The organism is Vibrio sp. CDRSL-10 TSBA (genome assembly GCA_039696685.1).
In the GTDB taxonomy this organism is placed as follows: domain Bacteria; phylum Pseudomonadota; class Gammaproteobacteria; order Enterobacterales; family Vibrionaceae; genus Vibrio.
Genome location: CP155565.1, coordinates 549,468 through 570,408, shown reverse-complemented (window position 1 = coordinate 570,408; position 20,941 = coordinate 549,468). Strand labels below are relative to the sequence as shown.

21 protein-coding genes and 2 pseudogenes are annotated in these 20,941 nt (G+C 51.2%); 7 read left to right on the top strand and 16 right to left on the bottom strand.

Translation table 11 applies throughout. From position 1 onward, the window contains the following. The 13 genes from uraH to ABDK09_02645 form a co-directional block, all read right to left on the bottom strand. Positions 1 to 348, bottom strand: coding sequence for a hydroxyisourate hydrolase (gene uraH / locus ABDK09_02705; GenBank protein ID XAW88284.1), 348 nt, complete (start codon positions 346 to 348; stop codon positions 1 to 3). Continuing rightward, positions 345 to 836, bottom strand: coding sequence for a 2-oxo-4-hydroxy-4-carboxy-5-ureidoimidazoline decarboxylase (gene uraD / locus ABDK09_02700; GenBank protein XAW88283.1), 492 nt, complete (start codon positions 834 to 836; stop codon positions 345 to 347). Before uraD ends, uraH begins: the two co-directional genes overlap by 4 nt. Further along, positions 833 to 1,714 carry a xanthine dehydrogenase accessory protein XdhC gene (gene xdhC / locus ABDK09_02695; protein ID XAW88282.1) on the bottom strand — a complete coding sequence of 294 codons (882 nt, stop codon included), beginning with the start codon at positions 1,712 to 1,714 and terminating at the stop codon, positions 833 to 835. The genes uraD and xdhC overlap by 4 nt, the downstream gene beginning before the upstream one ends. Beyond that, a complete protein-coding gene (locus ABDK09_02690; protein ID XAW88281.1) occupies positions 1,698 to 2,003 on the bottom strand; it encodes a hypothetical protein in 306 nt (101 codons plus the stop codon). Before ABDK09_02690 ends, xdhC begins: the two co-directional genes overlap by 17 nt. A 28-nt stretch (positions 2,004 to 2,031) precedes the next feature. Continuing rightward, on the bottom strand, positions 2,032 to 4,200 hold the full coding sequence (gene xdhB, locus ABDK09_02685) for a xanthine dehydrogenase molybdopterin binding subunit (GenBank protein XAW88280.1): 2,169 nt from the start codon (positions 4,198 to 4,200) through the stop codon (positions 2,032 to 2,034). Further along, positions 4,193 to 5,002 carry an FAD binding domain-containing protein gene (locus ABDK09_02680; GenBank protein XAW88279.1) on the bottom strand — a complete coding sequence of 270 codons (810 nt, stop codon included), beginning with the start codon at positions 5,000 to 5,002 and terminating at the stop codon, positions 4,193 to 4,195. Before ABDK09_02680 ends, xdhB begins: the two co-directional genes overlap by 8 nt. Beyond that, positions 4,929 to 5,606 (bottom strand): 2Fe-2S iron-sulfur cluster-binding protein, encoded by a 678-nt coding sequence (locus tag ABDK09_02675; protein XAW88278.1) that lies wholly within the window; start codon positions 5,604 to 5,606, stop codon positions 4,929 to 4,931. Before ABDK09_02675 ends, ABDK09_02680 begins: the two co-directional genes overlap by 74 nt. 100 nt (positions 5,607 to 5,706) lie before the next feature. Next, positions 5,707 to 6,561 carry a BMP family ABC transporter substrate-binding protein gene (locus tag ABDK09_02670; protein ID XAW88277.1) on the bottom strand — a complete coding sequence of 285 codons (855 nt, stop codon included), beginning with the start codon at positions 6,559 to 6,561 and terminating at the stop codon, positions 5,707 to 5,709. After that, positions 6,530 to 6,784 carry a hypothetical protein gene (locus ABDK09_02665; GenBank protein ID XAW88276.1) on the bottom strand — a complete coding sequence of 85 codons (255 nt, stop codon included), beginning with the start codon at positions 6,782 to 6,784 and terminating at the stop codon, positions 6,530 to 6,532. The genes ABDK09_02670 and ABDK09_02665 overlap by 32 nt, the downstream gene beginning before the upstream one ends. Before the next feature lie 308 nt (positions 6,785 to 7,092). Continuing rightward, positions 7,093 to 8,025, bottom strand: a complete 933-nt coding sequence (locus ABDK09_02660) for an ABC transporter permease (GenBank protein ID XAW88275.1) — start codon at positions 8,023 to 8,025, stop codon at positions 7,093 to 7,095. Further along, a complete protein-coding gene (locus tag ABDK09_02655) occupies positions 8,022 to 9,026 on the bottom strand; it encodes an ABC transporter permease (protein XAW88274.1) in 1,005 nt (334 codons plus the stop codon). The genes ABDK09_02660 and ABDK09_02655 overlap by 4 nt, the downstream gene beginning before the upstream one ends. 13 nt (positions 9,027 to 9,039) lie before the next feature. After that, positions 9,040 to 9,234 carry a hypothetical protein gene (locus ABDK09_02650; protein ID XAW88273.1) on the bottom strand — a complete coding sequence of 65 codons (195 nt, stop codon included), beginning with the start codon at positions 9,232 to 9,234 and terminating at the stop codon, positions 9,040 to 9,042. After that, a complete protein-coding gene (locus ABDK09_02645; GenBank protein ID XAW88272.1) occupies positions 9,227 to 10,756 on the bottom strand; it encodes an ABC transporter ATP-binding protein in 1,530 nt (509 codons plus the stop codon). Before ABDK09_02645 ends, ABDK09_02650 begins: the two co-directional genes overlap by 8 nt. A gap of 328 nt (positions 10,757 to 11,084) precedes the next feature. On the opposite strand from ABDK09_02645, the gene ABDK09_02640 reads away from it, so the two are divergent. Both ABDK09_02640 and ABDK09_02635 read left to right on the top strand, forming a co-directional pair. Then, positions 11,085 to 11,726, top strand: coding sequence for a TetR/AcrR family transcriptional regulator (locus tag ABDK09_02640; GenBank protein ID XAW88271.1), 642 nt, complete (start codon positions 11,085 to 11,087; stop codon positions 11,724 to 11,726). A 32-nt stretch (positions 11,727 to 11,758) separates the two neighbouring features. After that, positions 11,759 to 12,610, top strand: coding sequence for a DUF5718 family protein (locus tag ABDK09_02635; GenBank protein ID XAW88270.1), 852 nt, complete (start codon positions 11,759 to 11,761; stop codon positions 12,608 to 12,610). Between the two features lie 283 nt (positions 12,611 to 12,893). On the opposite strand, the gene ABDK09_02630 is transcribed toward ABDK09_02635, so the two are convergent. Continuing rightward, the gene (locus tag ABDK09_02630; GenBank protein XAW88269.1) at positions 12,894 to 14,168 is read right to left on the bottom strand and encodes a diguanylate cyclase; all 1,275 of its coding nucleotides are present in this window, start codon (positions 14,166 to 14,168) and stop codon (positions 12,894 to 12,896) included. A 221-nt stretch (positions 14,169 to 14,389) separates the two neighbouring features. Next, positions 14,390 to 14,671 carry a hypothetical protein gene (locus ABDK09_02625; GenBank protein XAW88268.1) on the bottom strand — a complete coding sequence of 94 codons (282 nt, stop codon included), beginning with the start codon at positions 14,669 to 14,671 and terminating at the stop codon, positions 14,390 to 14,392. A 4-nt stretch (positions 14,672 to 14,675) separates the two neighbouring features. Here ABDK09_02625 and ABDK09_02620 point away from each other — a divergent pair, with 4 nt between their 5' ends. Then, positions 14,676 to 15,431 carry a Solitary outer membrane autotransporter beta-barrel domain gene (locus tag ABDK09_02620; protein XAW88267.1) on the top strand — a complete coding sequence of 252 codons (756 nt, stop codon included), beginning with the start codon at positions 14,676 to 14,678 and terminating at the stop codon, positions 15,429 to 15,431. On the opposite strand, the pseudogene ABDK09_02615 reads toward ABDK09_02620, so the two are convergent. Then, positions 15,422 to 16,679, bottom strand: a pseudogene (locus tag ABDK09_02615) (GGDEF domain-containing protein). The gene ABDK09_02620 and the pseudogene ABDK09_02615 sit on opposite strands and share 10 nt — an antisense overlap. Positions 16,680 to 16,906: 227 nt before the next feature. On the opposite strand from ABDK09_02615, the gene ABDK09_02610 reads away from it, so the two are divergent. The 4 genes and pseudogenes from ABDK09_02610 (at position 16,907) to pntB (ending at position 20,915) form a co-directional block, all read left to right on the top strand. Continuing rightward, positions 16,907 to 17,278: a late competence development ComFB family protein gene (locus tag ABDK09_02610; protein ID XAW88266.1), complete on the top strand. Its 372-nt coding sequence runs from the start codon at positions 16,907 to 16,909 to the stop codon at positions 17,276 to 17,278. A gap of 127 nt (positions 17,279 to 17,405) precedes the next feature. Further along, entirely contained in the window at positions 17,406 to 17,684 is a 279-nt protein-coding gene (locus ABDK09_02605) for an HlyU family transcriptional regulator (protein XAW88265.1), read from the top strand. Positions 17,685 to 17,978: 294 nt separating this feature from the next. Further along, positions 17,979 to 19,526, top strand: coding sequence for a Re/Si-specific NAD(P)(+) transhydrogenase subunit alpha (locus tag ABDK09_02600; protein ID XAW88264.1), 1,548 nt, complete (start codon positions 17,979 to 17,981; stop codon positions 19,524 to 19,526). A gap of 11 nt (positions 19,527 to 19,537) precedes the next feature. Next, positions 19,538 to 20,915, top strand: a pseudogene (gene pntB / locus ABDK09_02595) (Re/Si-specific NAD(P)(+) transhydrogenase subunit beta). Positions 20,916 to 20,941 lie beyond the last annotated feature (26 nt).

Genomic DNA, 20,941 nt, shown 5'->3' with positions numbered 1-20,941 from the left:
CTAACTTCCTCGGTAGCTGGAATAGGAGAAGGGAGACAGTAACAGAGGAATGTGGTGGTTGCGTTCATCGCTGACGCTGAAATTGACGTCGATAAACGGAAAGAAAGCCTGGCCGAATTGTGCCTGGCAATAGGGGCTGACCATAAAACGCAGGGTATAGTTTTGTGGCATCAGGCTGATATCACTGAATCTGGCGCGACCATCCAGGTCGGTGACACCTTCAGCCAGGCACTCCAGGCTGAATGAATCAGCAGTGTCTGAACCTTGCAGATGAAACAGTTTGACTGCAATACCGGCCGCCGGCTTGCCGTTGGCGGTATCGAGCACATGACAACTGAGTTGCTTCATAAATATACTTCCATTCTGATATGACTGATTTTTTGTTGTTCTATGGCTGCCTGTTGCAGCTCTTCTGCGCGCGAACGGTCAATGCGTGCTTTAAGCAGGCCAAGCATCTCGTCGGCGCTTTTGTTGCTGGCACAAACGATGAAGATAAAGCCGAACTTGTCACGGTAGCGCTGATTGAGCGTCAGCAGCTCGTGTAATACCTCGGCTGAAGCCTGCTTAACCTGGCTCTGTTCTTTTTCACTCAAGGCTTTGCCTTGTGCGTATTTCTTTTCCAGGCTGGCGAGATCACCGATCATCGGGTGGCCGGCGAACGCTTCCAGCCAGTCTGCCTCTTCCAGTTGCCCGAAGGCGTGCTCTGCTGCCCGGAGTAAATCCTGGCCGCTGGCAAACGGCATGGCTTGTTTCATTTGCTGCTGCCAGCGCTGGCTGGTGCAGATCCTGGCCAGTTGCTGGTCGTTCAGATCGATAACCGACAGTTCTGAACTCATTCATGCTTCTCCTTTAATTGCTGGCGGGCGTTATTGACTTGCTTCCACTGCGCGTCGCCCGTTGGCTCAGTGGTTGTATGTTGTTCAAATTGCTGTATCAACTGCGCCGCCACTGAGACCGCAACCTGCATCGGCAGTTTGCCCTGCACATCCGGATGACCAATCGGGCAGGTGAGCTGGTCAATCAGCTGCGGCTGGCTGAGATTCTCTTTGAGACGAAATTCAAAGCGCTGACGTTTGCCCTGCGAACCGATCAGGCCGATATAGGCAAAGCGCTGTTGTTCGAGCGCGCGCAGCGTCAGGTCATAATCCAGCGCGTGGTCCTGAGTCATGATCAGCACATAAGCCTTGTCGCGCAGGGTCGCGACACATTCACTCGGAGCCGGCGCGAGTTCGGTGTCAATGCCTTTGTTTTGCAGTGGTTCAAGCCACTCGCTGCGGCTGTCGATCACTTTTACGTGACACGGTAACTCTGCTAGTACGTTGGTCAGCGCCTGACACACATGGCCGGCGCCAAAAATCACCACTTGCGGTGTGCAGTTGTGGAAGAACTCAAACATCACCTGCACCGCGCCGCCACAGCACTGACCAAGGTCCGCGGCCAGAGTAAAGCGCTCGATGAAAAGTTCGCTGTGATGCTTGCTCAGGCTGTCACGCGCTTTAGCAATCACCTGATATTCCAGATTGCCGCCACCCAGGGTGTCGAACTGGCTATGGCGGGTAATCACCATTTTGGCGCCGCTGGCTCTTGGTACCGAACCGACACAGGCGACGATGGTCGCGATGCAATACGCTTCGCCCTGTTGTTCAAGCTGCTGACAGGCACTTAGCCAGCTCAGGCCGGGGCTGGATAAAAACGTGTTATTGGTTGGTGACATCGGCAGTCTCCTTGGCAGCGCTGTGTTCATTCAGCCACTGCAGCTGATGCTCACAGGCATTGAGAATGGCTTCACCGGTTGCCGGCGCGTGCAGCAGCGGCGCGCAGCGATAGCCGCTCAGTGACGCTACCGCATCGTAAACCGCGCACCACACACTGATGGCATGCATAAACGGCGGTTCACCGACGGCTTTGGAGCGATAAATGCTGTGCTCCGGGTTCGCTTTGTCATACAGATCGATGTGCATCTGTTGCGGGTAATCACCTATGGTCGGGATCTTGTAATTCATCGGGCTGTTGCTAAGCAGACGGCCATCGTTAGCCCAGACCAGTTTCTTCTGTGGTCAGCCAGCCGAGGCCCTGAATAAAGGCGCCTTCAATCTGACCGCGATCGATAGCCGGGTTAAGGCTGTTACCGACATCGTGCAGGATATCGACGCGATCAACGCGCATTTCACCGCTTAAGGTATCGATGGTCACTTCAGAGCAGGAGGCACCGAGCGCGAAATAGAAAAATGGCCGGCCGGAGGCGGTTTTGCGGTCGTAGCCAATTTTCGGCGTTTGGTAAAAGCCGGTCGCAGACAGAGACACGCGGTTGAGATATGCCATCTGAATCAGCTCTGGCCAGGAGAGCGGATGTTCATATCTTGGGGATGATTCGATACCACTTAGTTTGCCATCGATGATGTCGGCGCCATCGACCTGAAAATGCTGACAGGCAAACTCGATCAGACGCTGTCTGATGATCATCGCTGCATTGTGCGCGGCCATCCCGTTCAGATCAGCGCCGGATGAAGCGGCGGTCGGCGAGGTGTTCGGCACTTTATCGGTGCGGGTGGAGGTAACCAGTACCTTGTCGATGTCAATGCCGAAGCTCTGCGCAACAATTTGCTGAACCTTGGTATGCAGGCCTTGGCCCATTTCGGTTCCGCCGTGAGAAACCTGCAGCGTGCCGTCGGTGTAAACATGGATCAGTGCACCCGCCTGGTTGAGGTGCGTTGCAGTAAACGAGATACCAAATTTGACCGGCGTCAGCGCCAGGCCTTTCTTGAGCACCGGATGGGTCTGGTTCCACTGGGTAATCGCCGCTCGGCGCGCGCGGTAGTCACTGCTACTTTCCAGCTGCTGCATGATGTCTCGCATCTCGGCATGCTGCTCAACCTCCATGCCGTAAGGTGTAGTGTGCTGAGCGGCACTGTAAAGGTTGGTATAGCGTACATCGAGTGCGTCTTTACCGACCTTGAGCGAAAGCTCTTGCAACGCTTTTTCAACCACCATCATGCCTTGCGGGCCGCCAAAGCCGCGGAAAGCGGTGTGAGAAACCATGTCGGTTTGCAGGCGATGGCCAATGACACAAGCCTTACCAAGGGCGTAGGCATTATCGGCGTGAAACATCGCCCGGTCGACAATCGCATCCGAAAGATCGGCGGAGTGGCCGCACAGACCATTCACTTCCATATTGGCGGCGATTAATTTGCCTTCCGCATCTGCTGCTAATTGGTAGCGGTTATAAAACGGATGGCGTTTACCGGTAGCGGTCATATCTATGCTGCGCGGCAGACGTATTTTGACGGCGCGTTTGGTATGATGTGCGCCCAGCGCGGCCAGACAAGCCCATTGCGCCGCCTGGCTCTCTTTGCCACCAAAACCGCCGCCCATGCGGCGCATATCGATCGTGACGCGGTTAAAATCGATGGCAAGCACTTCGGCAATCAGCTTCTGTACTTCACTCGGGTTCTGGGTTGAAGTGCGCAGGAAAATTCCTCCGTCTTCGGTCAGTTCAGCCAGACTGACCTGACCTTCGAGATAGAAGTGTTCCTGCCCGCCGACATGAATGTCGCCACTCAGATGCACCGGCGCCTGAGTAAACACATCGTTGGCGATCACCTGACCCATCTGGTGAGTCGGTAACAGCGGTGGGTTCTGACATGCCTGAGTATGGGTTAGGGTGACGGTGTCACTTTTTTCGTATTCTATTTGCGCTAAACGGGCCGCTCGCCAAGCCAGTTCATGACTGGTGGCCAGTATCAAGGCCAGTGGCTGGCCGAAATAACGCACTTCGTTATGAATGGTCAGCAACGGATCGCCTTTTAAAATCGTGCCGATGTCTTTCTCTCCGGGAATGCTCTCATCGGTCAAGACCTTAACCACACCCGGAGCGGCTGAGACGGCGGAGAGATCCAGCTGTTTTACTTTACCCTTGGCGATGGTGCTGGTCACCACGGCAGCATGTAAGCAGTCACGCGGTGTGACGTAGTCGTCGACGAACAGGGCTTCACCAGCCACTTGTTTCTTTGCGCTTTCGTGTTTGTATGAGTGACCGACCACCGAATGGCTGGCAGCCGCATCCTGGCCAACCTGTTTAACCGGTTGGCTGACTTTAACCGGTTGACTGACCGGCGCCAGCGGCTTGCCTTTCACAGACGGATCGCTTTTCACGGACGGACTGGCCGTGTGGTCGGTGGTAACAGAAGTTAATTTACGCATCTTGCACCAGCCTTGTTTCGATATGTCGGGACTCGAGATAAAAACGTTGCAGCAGGTTTTGTACCAGTTTTACCCGATAAGCCGCGCTGCCGCGCACGTCGCTGAGTGGCTGAATCACCTCAGGCACTTTGTTCTGGGCCTTCTTCACTACTGACTGGGTAAGCGGGTGACCAATGAACAGCGCTTCCAGCTCACTCAGGCGTACCGATTTGGCAGCAACGCCGCCGGCGGAAATGATGCAGCGGGTCACGGTTTGCTGCTCATCAAAGGTCATGTTCAGACCCAGCGTGACGGTGGCGATATCGTCTTCATAGCGTTTACTGATTTTGTAGATCGCATGACGCTCGTTATCGGCCATGTGGGGCAGGTGAATGGCGCTGATCCATTGGTTGGCTTTCAATGCGGTCTGCCGATAACCGGTGATGTACGCATCTGGTGCAAAGCGGGCTTTGTGCTTGCCATCATCGACTTCAATTTCGCCATGCAGGCTGATCAGCAGCGGGGCGATATCACCAATTGGCGACGCGTGACCCAGGCTGCCGCCTAAAGTGGCACGGTTCCGTATCGTCAGGCTGCCGAGACGTTCAATCACCTCGTCAGCGCTCGGATAGTGTTGTTTGATAAATGCATGCACCTGATTCATCGGCACCGCAGCGCCGATACGCCAGCCGGTCTCAGTCGGGGTGATGGTGAGCAGGTCATCAACGTGTGACAGATCGATCAGTTGTTCAAGCGGATGATGTTGCTGAGTCACCTCCAGCGCCAGGTCGGTTCCGCCGGCAATCAGTTTGGCGTCCGGCATGGCGGCGATAGCTGTAGCCAGCTCGGTACGGTTTTGCGGGCGGGCGTAATCGGCTTCGCTGCTTGGCTCGACCGAATGGAGCCAGGTTTCTTACCGAAGCGTCGTTGTGACTGAGCGGATCGTCAATGCTACTCTCAGCGATGGCGTTGGCGGCATCAATCAGCGGGCCGTATCCGGTACAGCGGCACAGGTTGCCGGCGAGAAAATCACTCGGATTGTGCGGCGGCTGCTCCTGTTTAGAGAGCGCATACAGCGACATCACGATCCCCGGGGTACAAAAACCGCATTGTGAGCCGTGACGATCGACGACCATTTGCTGAACCGGATGCAGTTGGTCGTGTTGTTTAAGGTGCTCCACGGTGATGATTTGTTTACCGTGCAGCGCATGAATGGGGGTAATACAGGCGTTGATCTGACGATAGCGCATTCTCTGATCATCATCGAGATCCACCATCACCACGGTGCAAGCGCCGCAATCACCGCTGGCGCAGCCCTCTTTAGAGCCTGTCATTTGCTTTTCTTCGCGCAGGTAGTTGAGCAGCATGGTGTCGGCTTGTGCCGACGCTACTTTGACTACGTCGCTGTTAATCATGAGCTCTAACATAACTTCCTCTGTGTTGCTAAAACTTGTCCAAATGGTCAACTTAATAACCAAAAAACAGCTCGCGCACCGACTTCCACCGGAAACGCGAGCCTGAGTTGAATTAGTTTGGAATCTTGGCGTCGATACCTTCAACGTACCAGTTGACTGCGGCCAGTTCTTTGTCAGTCAACGAATGACCCGCTGCGATTACCTCTTTGCCCTGGTTGTCCTTCATCGGGCCGGTAAACGGAACGATTTCTCCGGATTTGATCTTCTGCTCGGTGCTCTCAATCGCTTTTTTGATCTCTTCTGGAAGATTAGGATTGATAGAGACAATCTGCAATAAATCCTCTTTCAGGCCGCCCCAGTAGTCCTGTGCCTGCCAGTTGTTATCCATCACACCTTGGACAGCCTGAATGTAGTGGGGAGCCCAGTGGTCACGTACCGAAAACATATGGGCTTTCGGAGCGAAATGGCTCATATCCGATGCCTGGCCAATCCCCATCACGCCGCGTTTCTCTGCTGCGATCAATGGCGCCGGGCTGTCAGTGTGCTGGATAATGATATCTGCGCCCTGGTCAATCAGAGCGTTCGCTGCATCAGACTCTTTGCCCGGGTCGTACCAGGTATTAACCCAGACGATTTTCAGCTGGATATCCGGATTGACGCTTTTTGCCCCCATATAGGTGGCATTGATATCGCGGATGACTTCCGGTATCGGGAAGGTGGCGATGTAGCCCAGCGTATTGCTCTTGGTCGCCATACCGGCAGCAACCCCGGAAACGTAACGACCTTCATAAGTACGCAGGGCGTAAGTGCCCAGGTTCTTACTCATCTTATAGCCGGTCGCGTGTTCAAAAGTGATATTGGGAAATCGTTTTGCGACTTTGACGGTCGGGTTCATAAACCCGAAGGAGGTAGTAAATATGACCTCGTTGCCGGATTTAGCCAACTGAGTAATCACGCGTTTCTGCATCCGCGCCCTCAGCAACGTTTTCGACATAGGTCGTCGTGACTTTGTCACCAAAGTATTTTTCCATCTCGATACGACCCTGATCGTGTTCATAGCTCCAGCCGTGATCACCGATAGGCCCTACATAGACAAACCCGACTTTGAGCGGATCCTGCGCCAGAGTCGAAGTTGAGAAAAGCGCAGATACCGAAAGTGCTGCTGCTGTCATCCACTGATTGAGTTTCATGAAATTCTCCGTTTTCATTTTTAATGTGGATGCGGGCGCGCAGTGCAACGTGCGAGGTTTGTCTGCGCGCGCCTCATCCAAGTTGAGATAAAGCAAAAACCTGACCAATTGGTCGTATTTTGAAAAATTATTTTCCGTTTTCTGTTCAGCCCTTTACCGATAAGGGGTGATGAGGCAGAGCAGCGCAAGGTCCATTTTTATCTTTTACCAAACGCTGCACTGTTATGATTCAAATTAGTGCCTTATTGCATACTCATGCACCAAGTTGATGCGTTTTTAGTTGGTTGAGAACTGATTATGTTTGAGAGTTAATGCCGTTTGGGATCAAAAGGTTTACCCAGGCTCATCGGTGTCGCCAGTTTCTGACGCAATTCATTGGAACTGAGCAACACCATGACCACGATAGTGGCGACATAAGGTGTCATCGCCAGCAGGTTAGGCGAAATATCAAAGCCAATACCCTGCATCATCAGGTGCATGATGGAGGTAAAGCCAAACAGATAGGCACCGAGAACCAAGTATCCGATGCGCCAGGAAGCAAACACCACCAGAGCCAGCGCTATCCAGCCTCGTCCTGCGGTCATGTTTTCCATCCACATTGGTGTGTAGGCCAGCGACATATAGGCACCAGCCAGACCCGCCAGGGCACCGCCAAATAAGGTGACAATGTAACGTATTCTCAGCACCTTGATACCCAGCGCGTTAGCAGAGTGGGGATTTTCACCTACTGCGCGGATAATCAGGCCAATACGGGTATAACGCATGACCCACCAAGCGCCGGCCACCAGAGCAAAACTGCTGTATACCAGAATGTCATGGTTAAACAGCAAGGGACCGATAAACGGAATGTCGCTCAGATAAGGAACCGGTAACGCTTTGAAACCGTCAATGGTGGAACCGACCAGATTGCTGCCCAGAAACGCACTCAAACCTGTGCCGAAGATCGTGAGTGCCAGTCCGGTCGCGACCTGATTACTGCTTAGTGACAGAGTCAGAACACCAAACAGCAACGCCATCATCATTCCGGCCAGCATCGCGACGATGATGCCCACCAATAAGCTGCCGGAGACAAAGGCACCGGCAAAGCCCGCCATCGCGCCCATCAGCATCATGCCTTCCTGACCGAGATTGAGTACGCCGGATTTTTCACATAACAGTTCACCAAGCGCGATGATTAGCAGAGGTGTACCGGTTTTTAATGCTGCAATGCACAGCGATTGAAGTAATAGCGCATCCATCATGCCGCTCCTTTTGGGCTAACGCCGCTTTCTTCGTTAAGTTCGTTCTCTTGGTTAATTCCGCTTGCTTGGTTAAGTCCGTTGTCTTGGTAGCCAGGTTGTGCTGTGCTAACGGATGAGGCTGCATTGTCTGCAGGCGGAGGGGCTTTGCGCAGTGATGAAGCCGGGACGAAGCGATAATGAATCAGGAAATCGCATGCCAGCAGACAAAACAGCAGAGTGCCCTGGAACAGCCCGGTCACGGCTGTCGGCAGGCCAAGTTCAATCTGGGCCAGATCGCTGCCCATATAAAGTGCTCCCATAAACAGGGCCGCCGGGATCACGCCGATCGGATTGAGGCGGCCAAGATAAGCCACAATGATCGCGGCATAGCCATAACCGGGCGACACGGAAGGAATCAACTGACCAATTGGTCCGGTCACTTCGGCGGCACCGGCGAAACCTGCCAGCGCGCCGGCAAACAGCATCACGCCCCATACCAGACGATTCTCTGCAAATCCGGCGTAACGAGCGGCGGCCCGTTCAGAACCCAGCACCCGAAGGCTAAAGCCGGGTAAGGTTTTAAACAGCATCCATCCGGCAGTCACAGCGATGATCACCGCGGCCACAATCGCCAGCGTTGCCCGGCCTGATTCAGCCAGCGCAGGCAAAAGCACTGAATCGGCAAACATGACGGATTCCGGAAAACCAAAACCTTGCGGATCGCGCAGCGGGCCATGCACTGCCCACAGCAGTACGTATAAACCAATATAATTGAGCATGATGGTGGTCAGAATGATATTGGTATGAAAGCGGCGGTTAAGCCAGGTTGGTATGGCAGACCAGCATGCCCCGGCAGCCATACCGGCCAACACCGCTGCAAGCAGGGTGGCCGGGCCGGATTCATCGGTTGCGTTAACGGCGACGGCGCTGGCAGCGACAGCGCCGATCAGCAGTTGTCCTTCCGCACCGATGTTCCAGATATTGGCGCGATAACATAACGCCAGCCCAATTGCACACAGCATCAGCGGCGTGGCTTTAACCAGCAGTTTCGCCCAGATTGTAGCTGTCAGAAAACGGCATCAGAATGAAGACTTCAAACGCTTTAACCGGACTGACATCAAGCCAGGTAAACAGCAGGCTGGAAATCGCCAGCGTAATCGCGACGGCGATAAATGGCGACAGCCACATCATGGTGCGCGAGCTTTCCAGGCGCGGTTGGACGTTAAGCATGTGCCACCTCCTGCGCGGAGACGAATCCGCCGGCGATCCACTCGCCAATCTGGTCGATCGATGTTTGAGTGGTGCTCACTGCAGCAGAAACCTGACCTTCGTATATGGCCGCAATGCGGTCACACAGCACAAACAATTCATCAATGTCTTCGGACACCACCAGAATGGCCGCGCCCTGATCACGCAGCGCAATTAACTGGCGGTGAATTGCACTGGCAGCACCGATATCGACTCCCCAGGTCGGATGGGCACAAATCAGTACCTTGGGGGCGTGAGTAATTTCGCGACCCATAGTGAATTTCTGCAGATTGCCGCCGGATAAACTTTTGGCCTGAGACTGGGCGTTGCGGCATTTTACCTGGTTGCTTTCAATCAGTTGATTGGCTAGCCGGCGTAGCTTAGTAAACGCAATGACCCCACGTCGGCTTAATGAATGACCGTGCGTGAGCAGAGTATTCTCCTCTAACGTCATATCCGGGACCGCACCCTGACCGAGCCTGTTGGCCGGTACATAAGCCAATCCGAGTTTACGCCGTCGCCCGGCGTTGATGTTGCCTATTGGTTGCGACTGCCAGTAAATGCTGTCGGACGGGGCGCGGGTGTCTTCGCCGCTCAGGACCGCGAGCAAATCTTCCTGCCCATTGCCGGCCACACCGGCCAGACCGAGAATCTCGCCGCGACGCAGGTCAAGGTTGATATTGTTCAGGGCACAACCAAAGGGATGAGAAGGAGTTAAGGAGAGCGCTTTGGCTTGTAAAATAGCGTCCTGACCGCTGGCTTTGGGATAACTTTCCGATAGTTGCGTCTCGTCGCCGACCATCATTCTGGCAATCGAGTTAGGCGTTTCCTGCGCCGGATTACATTCGCCACTGACTTTACCGCCACGCAGGATCACCGCGCGGTGACACAGTGCAGTAACCTCTTTGAGTTTATGGCTGATAAATAAAATGGCGCAGCCTTCGGAAGAGAGTTGGTTGAGGACCTTAAACAGGCCTTCAATTTCCTGCGGTGCGAGGACTGAGGTCGGCTCATCCAGAATCAACAGTTGCGTGTTCTGGATAAGGCAGCGCAGGATTTCAACCCGTTGCCGCTCGCCGATGCTCAGGCTGTGCACATAGCGGTCCGGGTCAACGTGCAATTGGTACTGGGCACTTTTGTCGATGATGGTCTGACGCAGGTCATCGAGAGTGTCGAGAAAGGTTTTATCCAGACCGAGCTGGATGTTTTCCTGTACTGTTAAGGTTTCAAACAGGGAGAAATGTTGAAAAACCATACCAATACCCAGTTCGCGGGCTTGATTCGGTGACGTAATCTTGATTTCATGGTTGTGCCATAGAATGGCTCCGTCGCTGGGTGGCGTTACGCCATAGATCATTTTGACCAGAGTCGATTTCCCTGCGCCGTTTTCTCCCAGTAAGGCGAGGATTTCTCCGGGGAAAAGTGTAAGATTGACCGTGTCGTTAGCCACGACACCAGTATAAACCTTACTGATATTCCACAGTTCAAGCAGTGGTGTAGTCATAGAAAACTGATTCCTTTCTTGTTTTTGCGTAAAGGTAAATGCAAAAACCTGACCTGTTGTTCAACTCTAGATTCAACAAGGGATAGACAGTGACAGACAGTATTACGCTGTACTAATAGAGTGCAGTTGCCCTAAAACAGGGATGGAGTCGGGATTGTGTTGCATCACTTGACAACAGGTAGTGAAGCGATACTTAATTTAGGGAATCAGCAGCGGCATGCGGTCAGTTTATTCAAACAGACAGTCAAGTAGAACAGGCACTCAATATCACCACAGCCGCTGCATTTAACAGCAGTAAATCAGACACACGGACGCACAAGGAGCCGGTTTGGATACGGAACAGGGACAGAAAAAACGGTCTATTTCAGGCGAGATCCGACGTCGTAATGAGGAAATGATCTTGCAGGCTGCGGTCGATGAATTCGTAAAACATGGTTATAAAGGGACCTCGGTACAAGCGATTGCCGACCGGGTGAATTTACCTAAAGCCAATATCCTGTATTATTTCAAATCCAAAACAGGGCTGTACAAGGCTCTGCTGCAAGAAATTCTCACCATGTGGAATGATGGCTTTTCGGAAGAGGCGGCCAGTCTGCCACCGGAAACGGTATTGCGAAATTATATTGTCGGTAAAATGCAATACAGCCGCACGCATCCGCAGGAATCGAAGATTTTTGCCCAGGAGATCATCCAGGGCGCGCCGGTGATTGCCGATGCGATTCAGTTCCCTATGGTCAACTGGGCAGCCGGCAAGGCGACCATTATAGAAGCCTGGATAGAGCAGGGGTTAATTCGTCCGATTCAGCCGCTGCATCTGCTGTTTCTGATTTGGGGCGCAACTCAGTTTTATGCCGATTTTGATACGGAAATTCAGTTGATTAAAGGCGCACCTATGACTGAACAAGAGTTTGAACAGGCACAGGAGTTTTTAGTCGAAATGGTACTACGCGGGCTACAAGTGACAGCGTAACTCTTCAACACATCAGGTTCATGGAGGACAGATTGAGCCCGAAAAATAATAAGAAAGTCCCGTTATTTGGGGTCGGTATCGCAGGAAATTTTGCCGGCCACCTGCAGCAAACGGGTGAAGCCAATGGTTTACAAGGCCAGGTCGACGCAAGCAGCCCTCAGGCTATTTTCCCGTTTTATGTCTCTGGTGCTTCAGAAGCGTACCTGGCAGTGAATCCGTATTCATTTGATACGGTGCGTTTGCCACAAGAAACCTCGGCCAAAGTGCAGATGGAACCGGAAATTGCGCTGGTTGCCCGGGTGAAATATCTGGGTGATTCGGTGATTGGCATCGAGCCGGAGTCGATGACTCTGCTAAATGACGTTACCTACCGCAACGCCACAGTGAAGAAACTGGCTGAGAAAAAGAATTGGGGCCCGGCTTCGAAAGGGATCGCGAAAAAGGTGTGGCCGCTTGAAAGCTTTGGCGCACTCGACAACCTGGATAAATATCGCTTCTGCAGTTTCCATCATCGTGATGGTCAATGGGCATCCTGCTGTAAAGACGTTTCGTTGTCAGACTACAGCTACAGTTACGAAAAGCTGATTACCTGGGTGATGAGTCAGTTTAATACTCAGCAAGATCAAGGTGCGCTGCATGACCTGCGTCAATTAGTTGCCGAAGCGGGCTACCCGGAACGCATGATTATTTCACTGGGCTCATCTCGGTACACCGAATATGGTGAGCAGCATCAGTTGCTGGACGGCGATGAGTTGTGTGCCGTACTTTACGATGCAACCCGCATCGACGCGGATCAGATTGCCGCTTTGATTGAGGGCGGACAGTTTGAAGAGCTGGCACAAAATCAAATCGTCTTGCGTCAGACCTGCCAGGCATTTAGCTGATTTCTATACCGCACAATGTTATCTGGCAACGTCATCTGCCAAGCAGGCGACATATAATCAGCAATCAAGGAGCCATTAAGGCTCCTTGATTGTTTTTAGCGTATAGCGCTTGTTCTCTGGGGATAGGGCTCGTTTTCACGAGATAAAAATTGTTTTCAGGAGAAGAGTTTTAGTGCCCTGAATAGCGTGCGGTTTCGGCTTAAGCTCAAATCTTACCTCGGCTCAGGCGTTAACCTGATTGCGTCCGGCGCGTTTTGCTTCCAGCAAACAGTTATCCGCCTGCTCAAACGCGGTGCTGAACGTATCGTTTCTCTTGCACTTCAGCCACACCAAAACTACAGGTGACGGGGCAATCGAGCTCTTCGAAATCTGTGCAGGCAACAGCGTGGCGCAGGCGCTCTGCCAGCAGTAATGCCTGTTGTTCGTTATCGCCTGGCAGTAGTACCATAAATTCATCGCCGCCAAAGCGGCCAACCTTATCAGATGCCCGGATGGTTTCATCCACTAAGCGTGCGACATTGGTTAACACCTTGTCACCGACAATATGGCCATAGGTATCATTGATGGCTTTAAAATTATCGACATCAAACAGTAGTAAAGAAACGGGTTGGTTGTAGCGCTTGGCGCGTACGATTTCCTCTTTGGCATTACGAATGAAATAGCCGCGACTTTCCACTTCAGTCAACATGTCCTGCTCTGATAAACGGCGCAGTTTCTGATTATCGACCAGAATATGCGGCACCCATAATCCGAAGTAGGTGTTTGCCGCCAGCAGATAAATAGTGAACTGATACACCAACGCTTTCTCAGACAATCCAAGCCAGGCAATCAGCAGCGCGGTCAGGGTACTGAGCAGAGCAAGACTAAGAAATGAGCGGGTTGCCGTTTCGGTAAATACAATCCACATCTGGGCAATACCGAGGAAAAAAACCGTAAACACAATATGGGACGACGGATAGTAGGCAACAAGCAGGCTAATTACCGTTAAAATCACCATAGAAGTGGCGAGCTTGAGCAGAAATTGTCCCGGCGGCGCATTAGTGATCAGCGGTTTAAAATACTGAGTCAGCCAGCGGCCTTCTTCCGGGTAAATACCGCCAAGCAGACTGACAATAATCGGCGTGATGACCACAACGCCAATCAAATCGCCTATCCACCATGGCACCCATAACGAAGTGATTTCCTCACTGGTAATAATGCCGGTCAAAGCCAGCGCAGAGGAACCGCCAAGGGCGGCTAATACCGAGGAGAGCACCGCAACCAAAAGAAAAATTAAGATCAGATGCGGGACTTTCAGATAACCGCTGCGCTCATTGAATCGTTTGAGAATAGTAGCACCGACCCAGTAGGAGCAGCTGTGAATGGCGGCAAACAGCAAACCGGTCGAGATGAGGGTAGAAATGGTCTGATGTGAGCCATACAAACTGTCTTCCCAGAATGTTGATCCGATACAGCAGGCGATCAAAACCGGCAGGTACGACCAACCCAGCACCAGGAAAATAGCAAAGGTCACGCCTGCCGGTGGAAACCAAATACTGGCGTGAGGCTCGTATTCCATCAGTGATGCTGCTCTCCATAACACTAACCAGATGATTGCCACTAACAAGGGACGAAACCCAACTGGTACGAATCAGGGGGCCAAACTTGGCAAGCGCCTCTTGATTAACAGCCAAATAGCCTCCTTGGCATTGGTCTAATTCGGTTCACATTGATACGCGACTACAAGGGATTTACAGAGATTCTGTTACCCGATGATGATCTGACACTCTCTGTGCTCATTTATTGTATTGCGACAACTGCAATTGCGCCATTGTGCGCCGAGATTGCTATCAAATTAGTGATAGAAAGCATAAATTTACCAGAATTTCCGCTGCACTTATCCTGGCTGATATAGGTTTTAGGTATGGCACAATAACAACATGAACGCATGCGCAGCATTGGTAAAAACTCATCTATCTCAGGTGAAAACTCAGCTATCACGGGAAAAAACTGTGTCGCCGTAACTAAAAACTGCGTCGCCGCAACTAAAAACGGTGTCGCAGCAACCAAAAAATCTGTCATCGCGGTGGCATTCTCAGGCCTGTTCTCATTACCGGTGCACGCAGGCTACGCTTTTATTGAAAAGTTTCTTGAGAATAACTTTGCTGCTACGGTCGTATTGAGTGACAGCGAAGTGTTTACCGTTGGCATCAGTGATTTTAACCCAAATGAGATTCTCAATACCGAGAATGAAGACTGGGGGACCGAAACTTCGCTCGACAACCGGAAAACGTACGCGGTCGCTTCATGGCCGTATACGTTTGAACTGAGTGAGGAGGATGCAGTGAATCAACACAGTGTCTTATTGCGTTTATCGGGGACACTGAGTGATGAAACGATCCAGTTTGTCGACGGCGAGCCCCATGACGATTTTCATCAGACATTGGTTGATCTCTATAGCGCATATCGGGTCAGGCATCATTTTGATCAGCATTGGTCGCTGGAGCCGGGGATCGGCCATCATCTGATGTATTATCAAAATAGCGTTGATTACCACAGTCCGACCGGGCAGTTGTTTCAGCCGTTTCTTGACGATCTTATTTTTAATACCAGTGCCTGGGCGGCTGTGCTAGAGCCGCATATCAGACTCAAGTACGAGTCGCCACAAAGTTGGGGCCGGTGGTCTGTGTCTTCATCCTGGCATTATTTCTACGGTTTTGGCTGGTTGATGACACCGCCGTTTAAAAGTGATTGGATCGATAATGTGGGGATCGGGCTCTCTCTGAATTACGGCAGTGCGTTTAAAGGCGGCAGTATTGTCCTGTTCTTTAATCAGGAGTGATGCACCTTGGGTCCGGCGCTTTTAACGCAATTACGTCCCGACTGTTTGGCTTTATACAGAGCGTTGTCGGCCAGCTTTAATGCTGCAAACGGGTCGGATTGCTGCGCGCTGTGACACACGCCAATACTTACAGTAACATTGACGGATTGACTTTTTACGCCTTTACGGTGTTTAGCTCCGTCTTTATCGTCTTTCGGGCGAGCAGTCAGATTTCGCAGGACTAAATCATACTGGGCAATATCGGAGCGCAATAATTCCAGATACTCCATCGCATCGCGGGCTCTTTTGCCTTTGAACACCACGGTAAACTCCTCGCCCCCGTAACGATATACCCGTGCTTTGTTCTGAATTAAACTCAGGCGACTGGCGACCAGTTTCAGCACATCATCGCCGGTATCGTGTCCATAGGTGTCATTGAACTTTTTGAAGTGGTCCACATCGATCATCGCGACAGCAAAATTGCCATGCAGATGACGCATATCAAGATCAAGCGCCTGACGGCCGGGAAGTTGGGTCAGACGATCAATAAACGCCATCTCATGACTGGCGGACAGCAGATGAAGAATTAGCAGAATTCCTGCCAGGGAAAACATGGTGCAGGAGATAAACTGAACCTGGAAAAAGATAAAGGTATTACTGGCAAGCAAGATAGCGCTATAGACAACCACATCCATCAGGTGGTTACGGGTCAGCACAAAGATTCCGGTCAGACCGGTCAGTGCCAAGAGATAGAGAACAACAATAAACGGCAGTTTTGAAATGCTCGGCAGGGCAAACAAAATCCCATCCCCACCGCCCAGGCTAAACTCACCGGCTTGATACTGGGTCAGGATCAGGCCGCTCCAGCCTAAAAACATGACTAATATCGCCAGATAAAGCGTAAAGCCCCGACTGACTAATCCGGTATTTTTAAAGGTGTACGCCAGCAGACACGCAACAGGCAGCAGAGTAGCCAGCAAAGAGAGTTCAAGTAACGCAGAAACCGTGATCGAGAGAGGTTTGCAAACGGGTCTGGATGATCCAGTAACCCAGCATCATCGCACTGGCGATCATACCGATCCGGCTTTGCTTAAACAGCTGTGCAATAGCAATGGCGGTGATAAATAAGACGTAGGGCAAGCTACCCGCGAAACCAAAGTTGGCGCGGGTGAGCAAAATAACGTTATTCATTCCCAGCCACAGGGCGCACAGCAATGCGATTGGAAAGAAAAAGCGAAACCAATAAGAGTTAACTAAACTCGATGTCATGCTCAACGGTGACTATTGATAGTTTAAAAATTATTATGATCGCTAGGATACTTCTATTTAATGATTTTCCAAGCTTTTTGCTAAACTTATCTTATAAACCGAGCGTCAAGCCATAGATTAAAGGCGAAATTATCAGCAATGCTTGTGTGTCAGTACAAGGCACGTTAAGTTGAAAATCATGAATCGGGGCGTTATGGCCACGATTGTTCAAGATCAGGAGTGGAAACATGCAAATCAGTGTTGATGTGCACAATTATATGGAAGTGCTGGTGGGCCATGTTTTGGCAGAAGAGCATTATACCCGGCAATACAACAACGAACAGCTGGCTGACTTGGCCTGTCTGGCTTTGAGCCAGATCCGACCTATCTACATTCGCCACGACATCGATTTTCTTGCGGCACTACCGGAAACCCGCTTATTGACGCTGAAGACAAGGGCAGAAACTGCCGTTCAGGCAGCGGAATCAATGATCCTTGATGATCGACGTAAAAACCGTGATGATGTGCCGGTGGTGATGACGCAAACGCACTTCGATGAAGACGCAGAACTCGAATGGTATGAAAAACCGATATTGCGTCATCCGAAACCGGATGTTTAAACCGGCTGCCAGGTCATTAAGGTTAGTCAGTAACGACAGCTATGAATAACAAAGCTGTGTTGCATCTACGCTTGCGTTTCATTCGCCCCGATATCAATCACAAAATGCATGAGCCAAAGGAGTAATTGTGGGATTGTTTTCTCGTTTGTTTGGCGGTAAGTCAGAGAACCAAATTGAAGTTGTCCAGCCTGTCGAATACAAAGGCTTTCTTATTTATCAGGAGCCACAGGCGGAAGGCGGCCAATATCGTATCGCCGGCCGGATTACCAAAGAAATAGACGGTGAACTGAAAACCCATCGTTTCATTCGTTCCGATGTTCTGCCAAGTAAAGAAGATGCCAAAGAACTGATGCTGAAAAAAGCGCAGATGTTCATCGATCAAATGAGCGGTAATATCTTCTCCTAACCCTCAAGTCATTGACAGAAATCATAAATAAAAGAGCCATTAGTCGATATGCTGGTGGCTCTTTTGTTTTTTGAGCACATTGCAAATTCCAGTTTACAGATGGATATGCTTATACTGGTTCCGCCTCTGCCAAGTTGTCGGTGAAGTTGCTATCGGTGTAGAGTCAATCACATCTTTTTAATACCTGACGTTATATGAAATAACACTTTGTATTTATATAACAAATAGCTTGAAGTTAGGTCAGTCGTTAGATAAAAAAAGAATATTCATTGTGCCAATAGTCAAGGATAAGCTATGCAAATTGGTGTACCAAAGGAAATACTCGCAGGGGAAACGCGAGTCGCTGCTTCACCATCGTCGGTTGAACAGTTAATCAAGCTAGGTTTTGAGGTCGTTGTCGAATCTCAGGCAGGGGAATTGGCAAGTTTTGAAGATTCTGCATTCGAAGCTGCTGGTGCAAAAGTAGTGACTAAAGATGAAGCCTGGCAATCGGACATCATCCTGAAAGTCAATGCACCGCTTAGCGACGACAGCGTCGACGAGATTGCTTTGCTTAAGGAAGGCGCCACACTGGTCAGCTTTATCTGGCCTGCACAAAATGCAGAGCTGATGGAAAAACTGACCGTGAAAAGTATCAATGTCATGGCGATGGATTGCGTACCACGTATTTCTCGCGCTCAGGCATTGGACGCTCTCTCTTCAATGGCCAACATCGCCGGTTATCGTGCGGTGGTGGAAGCGGCGCATGAATTTGGTCGCTTCTTTACCGGTCAGATTACCGCGGCGGGTAAAGTACCGCCAGCGAAAGTATTTGTCGCCGGTGCCGGTGTTGCTGGTTTGGCTGCCATCGGTGCGGCAGGTAGCCTGGGTGCTATCGTACGTGCTTTCGACGTTCGACCTGAAGTAAAAGAGCAGGTTCAGTCAATGGGTGCTGAGTTCCTGGAACTTGATTATCAGGAAAACTCCGGTTCAGGTGACGGTTACGCCAAGGAGATGTCGGATGATTTCAACCGTAAAGCGGCTGAACTGTATGCGGCTCAGGCGAAAGATGTCGACATCATTATTACCACTGCGCTTATCCCGGGCAAACCTGCGCCAAAACTGGTGACCAAAGAGATGGTCGACAGCATGAAACCGGGCAGCGTGATTGTCGATTTGGCGGCAGCGAACGGCGGTAACTGTGAATACACAGTCAAAGACCAGGTATTCGTTACCCCGAATGGCGTTAAAGTGATCGGCTATACCGATATGGTGGGTCGTCTGCCAACGCAATCTTCTCAACTTTTCGCAACTAACTTGGTTAACTTGCTGAAACTGCTGTGCAAAGAAAAAGACGGCAATATCAACATCGATTTTGAAGATGTGGTTGTGCGCGGCGTCACCGTGGTCAAAGATGGTGAAATCACCTGGCCGGCACCGCCGATTCAGGTTTCTGCTCAGCCACAACAAAAGCCAAAAGCCCAGCCTAAAGCCGAAAAAAAAGAGTCTGAACCTGTCTCTCCGGTGAAAAAACTGGTTGGTCTCGCGGTTGGCGTGGGTGCGTTTGCGTGGATCGCCTCAGTGGCCCCGGCTGCATTCCTTGGGCACTTTACCGTATTCGTTCTGGCCTGTGTCGTGGGTTACTACGTGGTCTGGAACGTTACCCATGCTCTGCATACACCTCTGATGTCGGTAACCAATGCGATTTCGGGCATCATCGTTGTGGGCGCACTGCTGCAAATCGGGCAGGGTAATGGCGTGGTGACTTTCCTGGCGTTTATCGCCGTCTTGATTGCCAGTATCAACATCTTTGGTGGCTTTACCGTGACCAAACGTATGCTTGAAATGTTCCGTAAAAATTAAGGGAGTACACAATGTCTGCAGGATTAGTACAGGCGGCCTACATTGTTGCTGCTCTGTTTTTCATTTTAAGTCTGGCTGGACTGTCTAAACAGGAATCAGCCAAATCCGGTAACTACTACGGTATCGCCGGTATGACCATAGCGCTTCTAGCGACTATTTTCAGTCCGGGTTCTGAGGGTTTTGTCTGGATTATCATCGCAATGCTGATTGGTGGTGCGATCGGTATCCACTTTGCAAAAAAAGTGGAAATGACCGAAATGCCGGAGCTGGTTGCGATTCTGCACAGCTTCGTTGGTATGGCGGCGGTTCTGGTTGGCTATAACAGCTACCTGGACGCACCTGAAGTTGCGACTCATGCCGAGCACGTGATTCACCTGGTTGAAGTCTTCCTGGGTGTATTCATCGGTGCAGTGACGTTCACGGGTTCCATCGTGGCATTTGGTAAACTGCGTGGTCTGATTAAGTCATCTCCGCTCAACCTGCCGCACAAACATAAGCTTAACCTGGCGGCTGTGGTTGTTTCTACACTGCTGATGGTTCAGTTTGTGAATGCTGACGGCAGCATGTTTGCACTGATCGTGATGACACTTATCGCGTTTGCGTTTGGTTACCATCTGGTGGCATCGATTGGTGGTGCGGATATGCCGGTTGTGGTTTCTATGCTGAACTCTTACTCGGGTTGGGCGGCGGCCGCGGCAGGTTTCATGCTGGCCAACGACCTGTTGATCGTAACCGGAGCGCTGGTTGGTTCTTCCGGTGCGATTCTGTCCTACATCATGTGTAAAGCGATGAACCGTTCGTTCATCAGTGTCATTGCCGGTGGCTTTGGTCAGGACGTGGTGATCAGCAGTGATGAAGAGCAGGGTGAACACCGTGAAATCAACGCTGAAGATGTGGCGGACATGTTGAAAAACTCAACGTCAGTCATCATTACTCCTGGGTACGGTATGGCAGTGGCTCAGGCTCAGTATCCGGTGCATGAGATTACCGAAAAACTTCGCGCACTGGGTGTTGAAGTCCGCTTTGGTATTCACCCGGTTGCGGGGCGTCTGCCTGGTCACATGAACGTACTGCTGGCAGAAGCCAAAGTACCGTATGACATCGTACTGGAAATGGATGAAATCAACGACGATTTCAGCGAGACAGACACAGTACTGGTTATCGGTGCTAACGACACGGTTAACCCGGCGGCACAAGAAGATCCAAACAGCCCGATTGCCGGCATGCCGGTTTCTGGAAGTCTGGAATGCGAAGAATGTCATCGTGTTTAAGCGTTCGATGAACACAGGTTACGCCGGTGTGCAGAACCCTCTGTTCTTTAAAGACAACACACATATGTTGTTTGGTGATGCAAAAGAGAGTGTTGACGCTATCTCACGCGCACTATAAACCATACACCATGCGGGTAAAAATCC

Coding starts and splice junctions, on each gene's coding strand:
- uraH (XAW88284.1), bottom strand. CDS start 348: ATGAAGCAACTCAGTTGTCATGTGCTCGATACCGCCAACGGCAAGCCG.
- uraD (XAW88283.1), bottom strand. CDS start 836: ATGAGTTCAGAACTGTCGGTTATCGATCTGAACGACCAGCAACTGGCC.
- xdhC (XAW88282.1), bottom strand. CDS start 1,714: ATGTCACCAACCAATAACACGTTTTTATCCAGCCCCGGCCTGAGCTGG.
- ABDK09_02690 (XAW88281.1), bottom strand. CDS start 2,003: ATGAATTACAAGATCCCGACCATAGGTGATTACCCGCAACAGATGCAC.
- xdhB (XAW88280.1), bottom strand. CDS start 4,200: ATGCGTAAATTAACTTCTGTTACCACCGACCACACGGCCAGTCCGTCC.
- ABDK09_02680 (XAW88279.1), bottom strand. CDS start 5,002: ATGCCGGACGCCAAACTGATTGCCGGCGGAACCGACCTGGCGCTGGAG.
- ABDK09_02675 (XAW88278.1), bottom strand. CDS start 5,606: ATGTTAGAGCTCATGATTAACAGCGACGTAGTCAAAGTAGCGTCGGCA.
- ABDK09_02670 (XAW88277.1), bottom strand. CDS start 6,561: ATGCAGAAACGCGTGATTACTCAGTTGGCTAAATCCGGCAACGAGGTC.
- ABDK09_02665 (XAW88276.1), bottom strand. CDS start 6,784: ATGAAACTCAATCAGTGGATGACAGCAGCAGCACTTTCGGTATCTGCG.
- ABDK09_02660 (XAW88275.1), bottom strand. CDS start 8,025: ATGATGGATGCGCTATTACTTCAATCGCTGTGCATTGCAGCATTAAAA.
- ABDK09_02655 (XAW88274.1), bottom strand. CDS start 9,026: ATGCTGTGTGCAATTGGGCTGGCGTTATGTTATCGCGCCAATATCTGG.
- ABDK09_02650 (XAW88273.1), bottom strand. CDS start 9,234: ATGCTTAACGTCCAACCGCGCCTGGAAAGCTCGCGCACCATGATGTGG.
- ABDK09_02645 (XAW88272.1), bottom strand. CDS start 10,756: ATGACTACACCACTGCTTGAACTGTGGAATATCAGTAAGGTTTATACT.
- ABDK09_02630 (XAW88269.1), bottom strand. CDS start 14,168: ATGGAATACGAGCCTCACGCCAGTATTTGGTTTCCACCGGCAGGCGTG.
- ABDK09_02625 (XAW88268.1), bottom strand. CDS start 14,671: ATGACAGATTTTTTGGTTGCTGCGACACCGTTTTTAGTTGCGGCGACG.
- ABDK09_02610 (XAW88266.1), top strand. CDS start 16,907: ATGCAAATCAGTGTTGATGTGCACAATTATATGGAAGTGCTGGTGGGC.
- ABDK09_02600 (XAW88264.1), top strand. CDS start 17,979: ATGCAAATTGGTGTACCAAAGGAAATACTCGCAGGGGAAACGCGAGTC.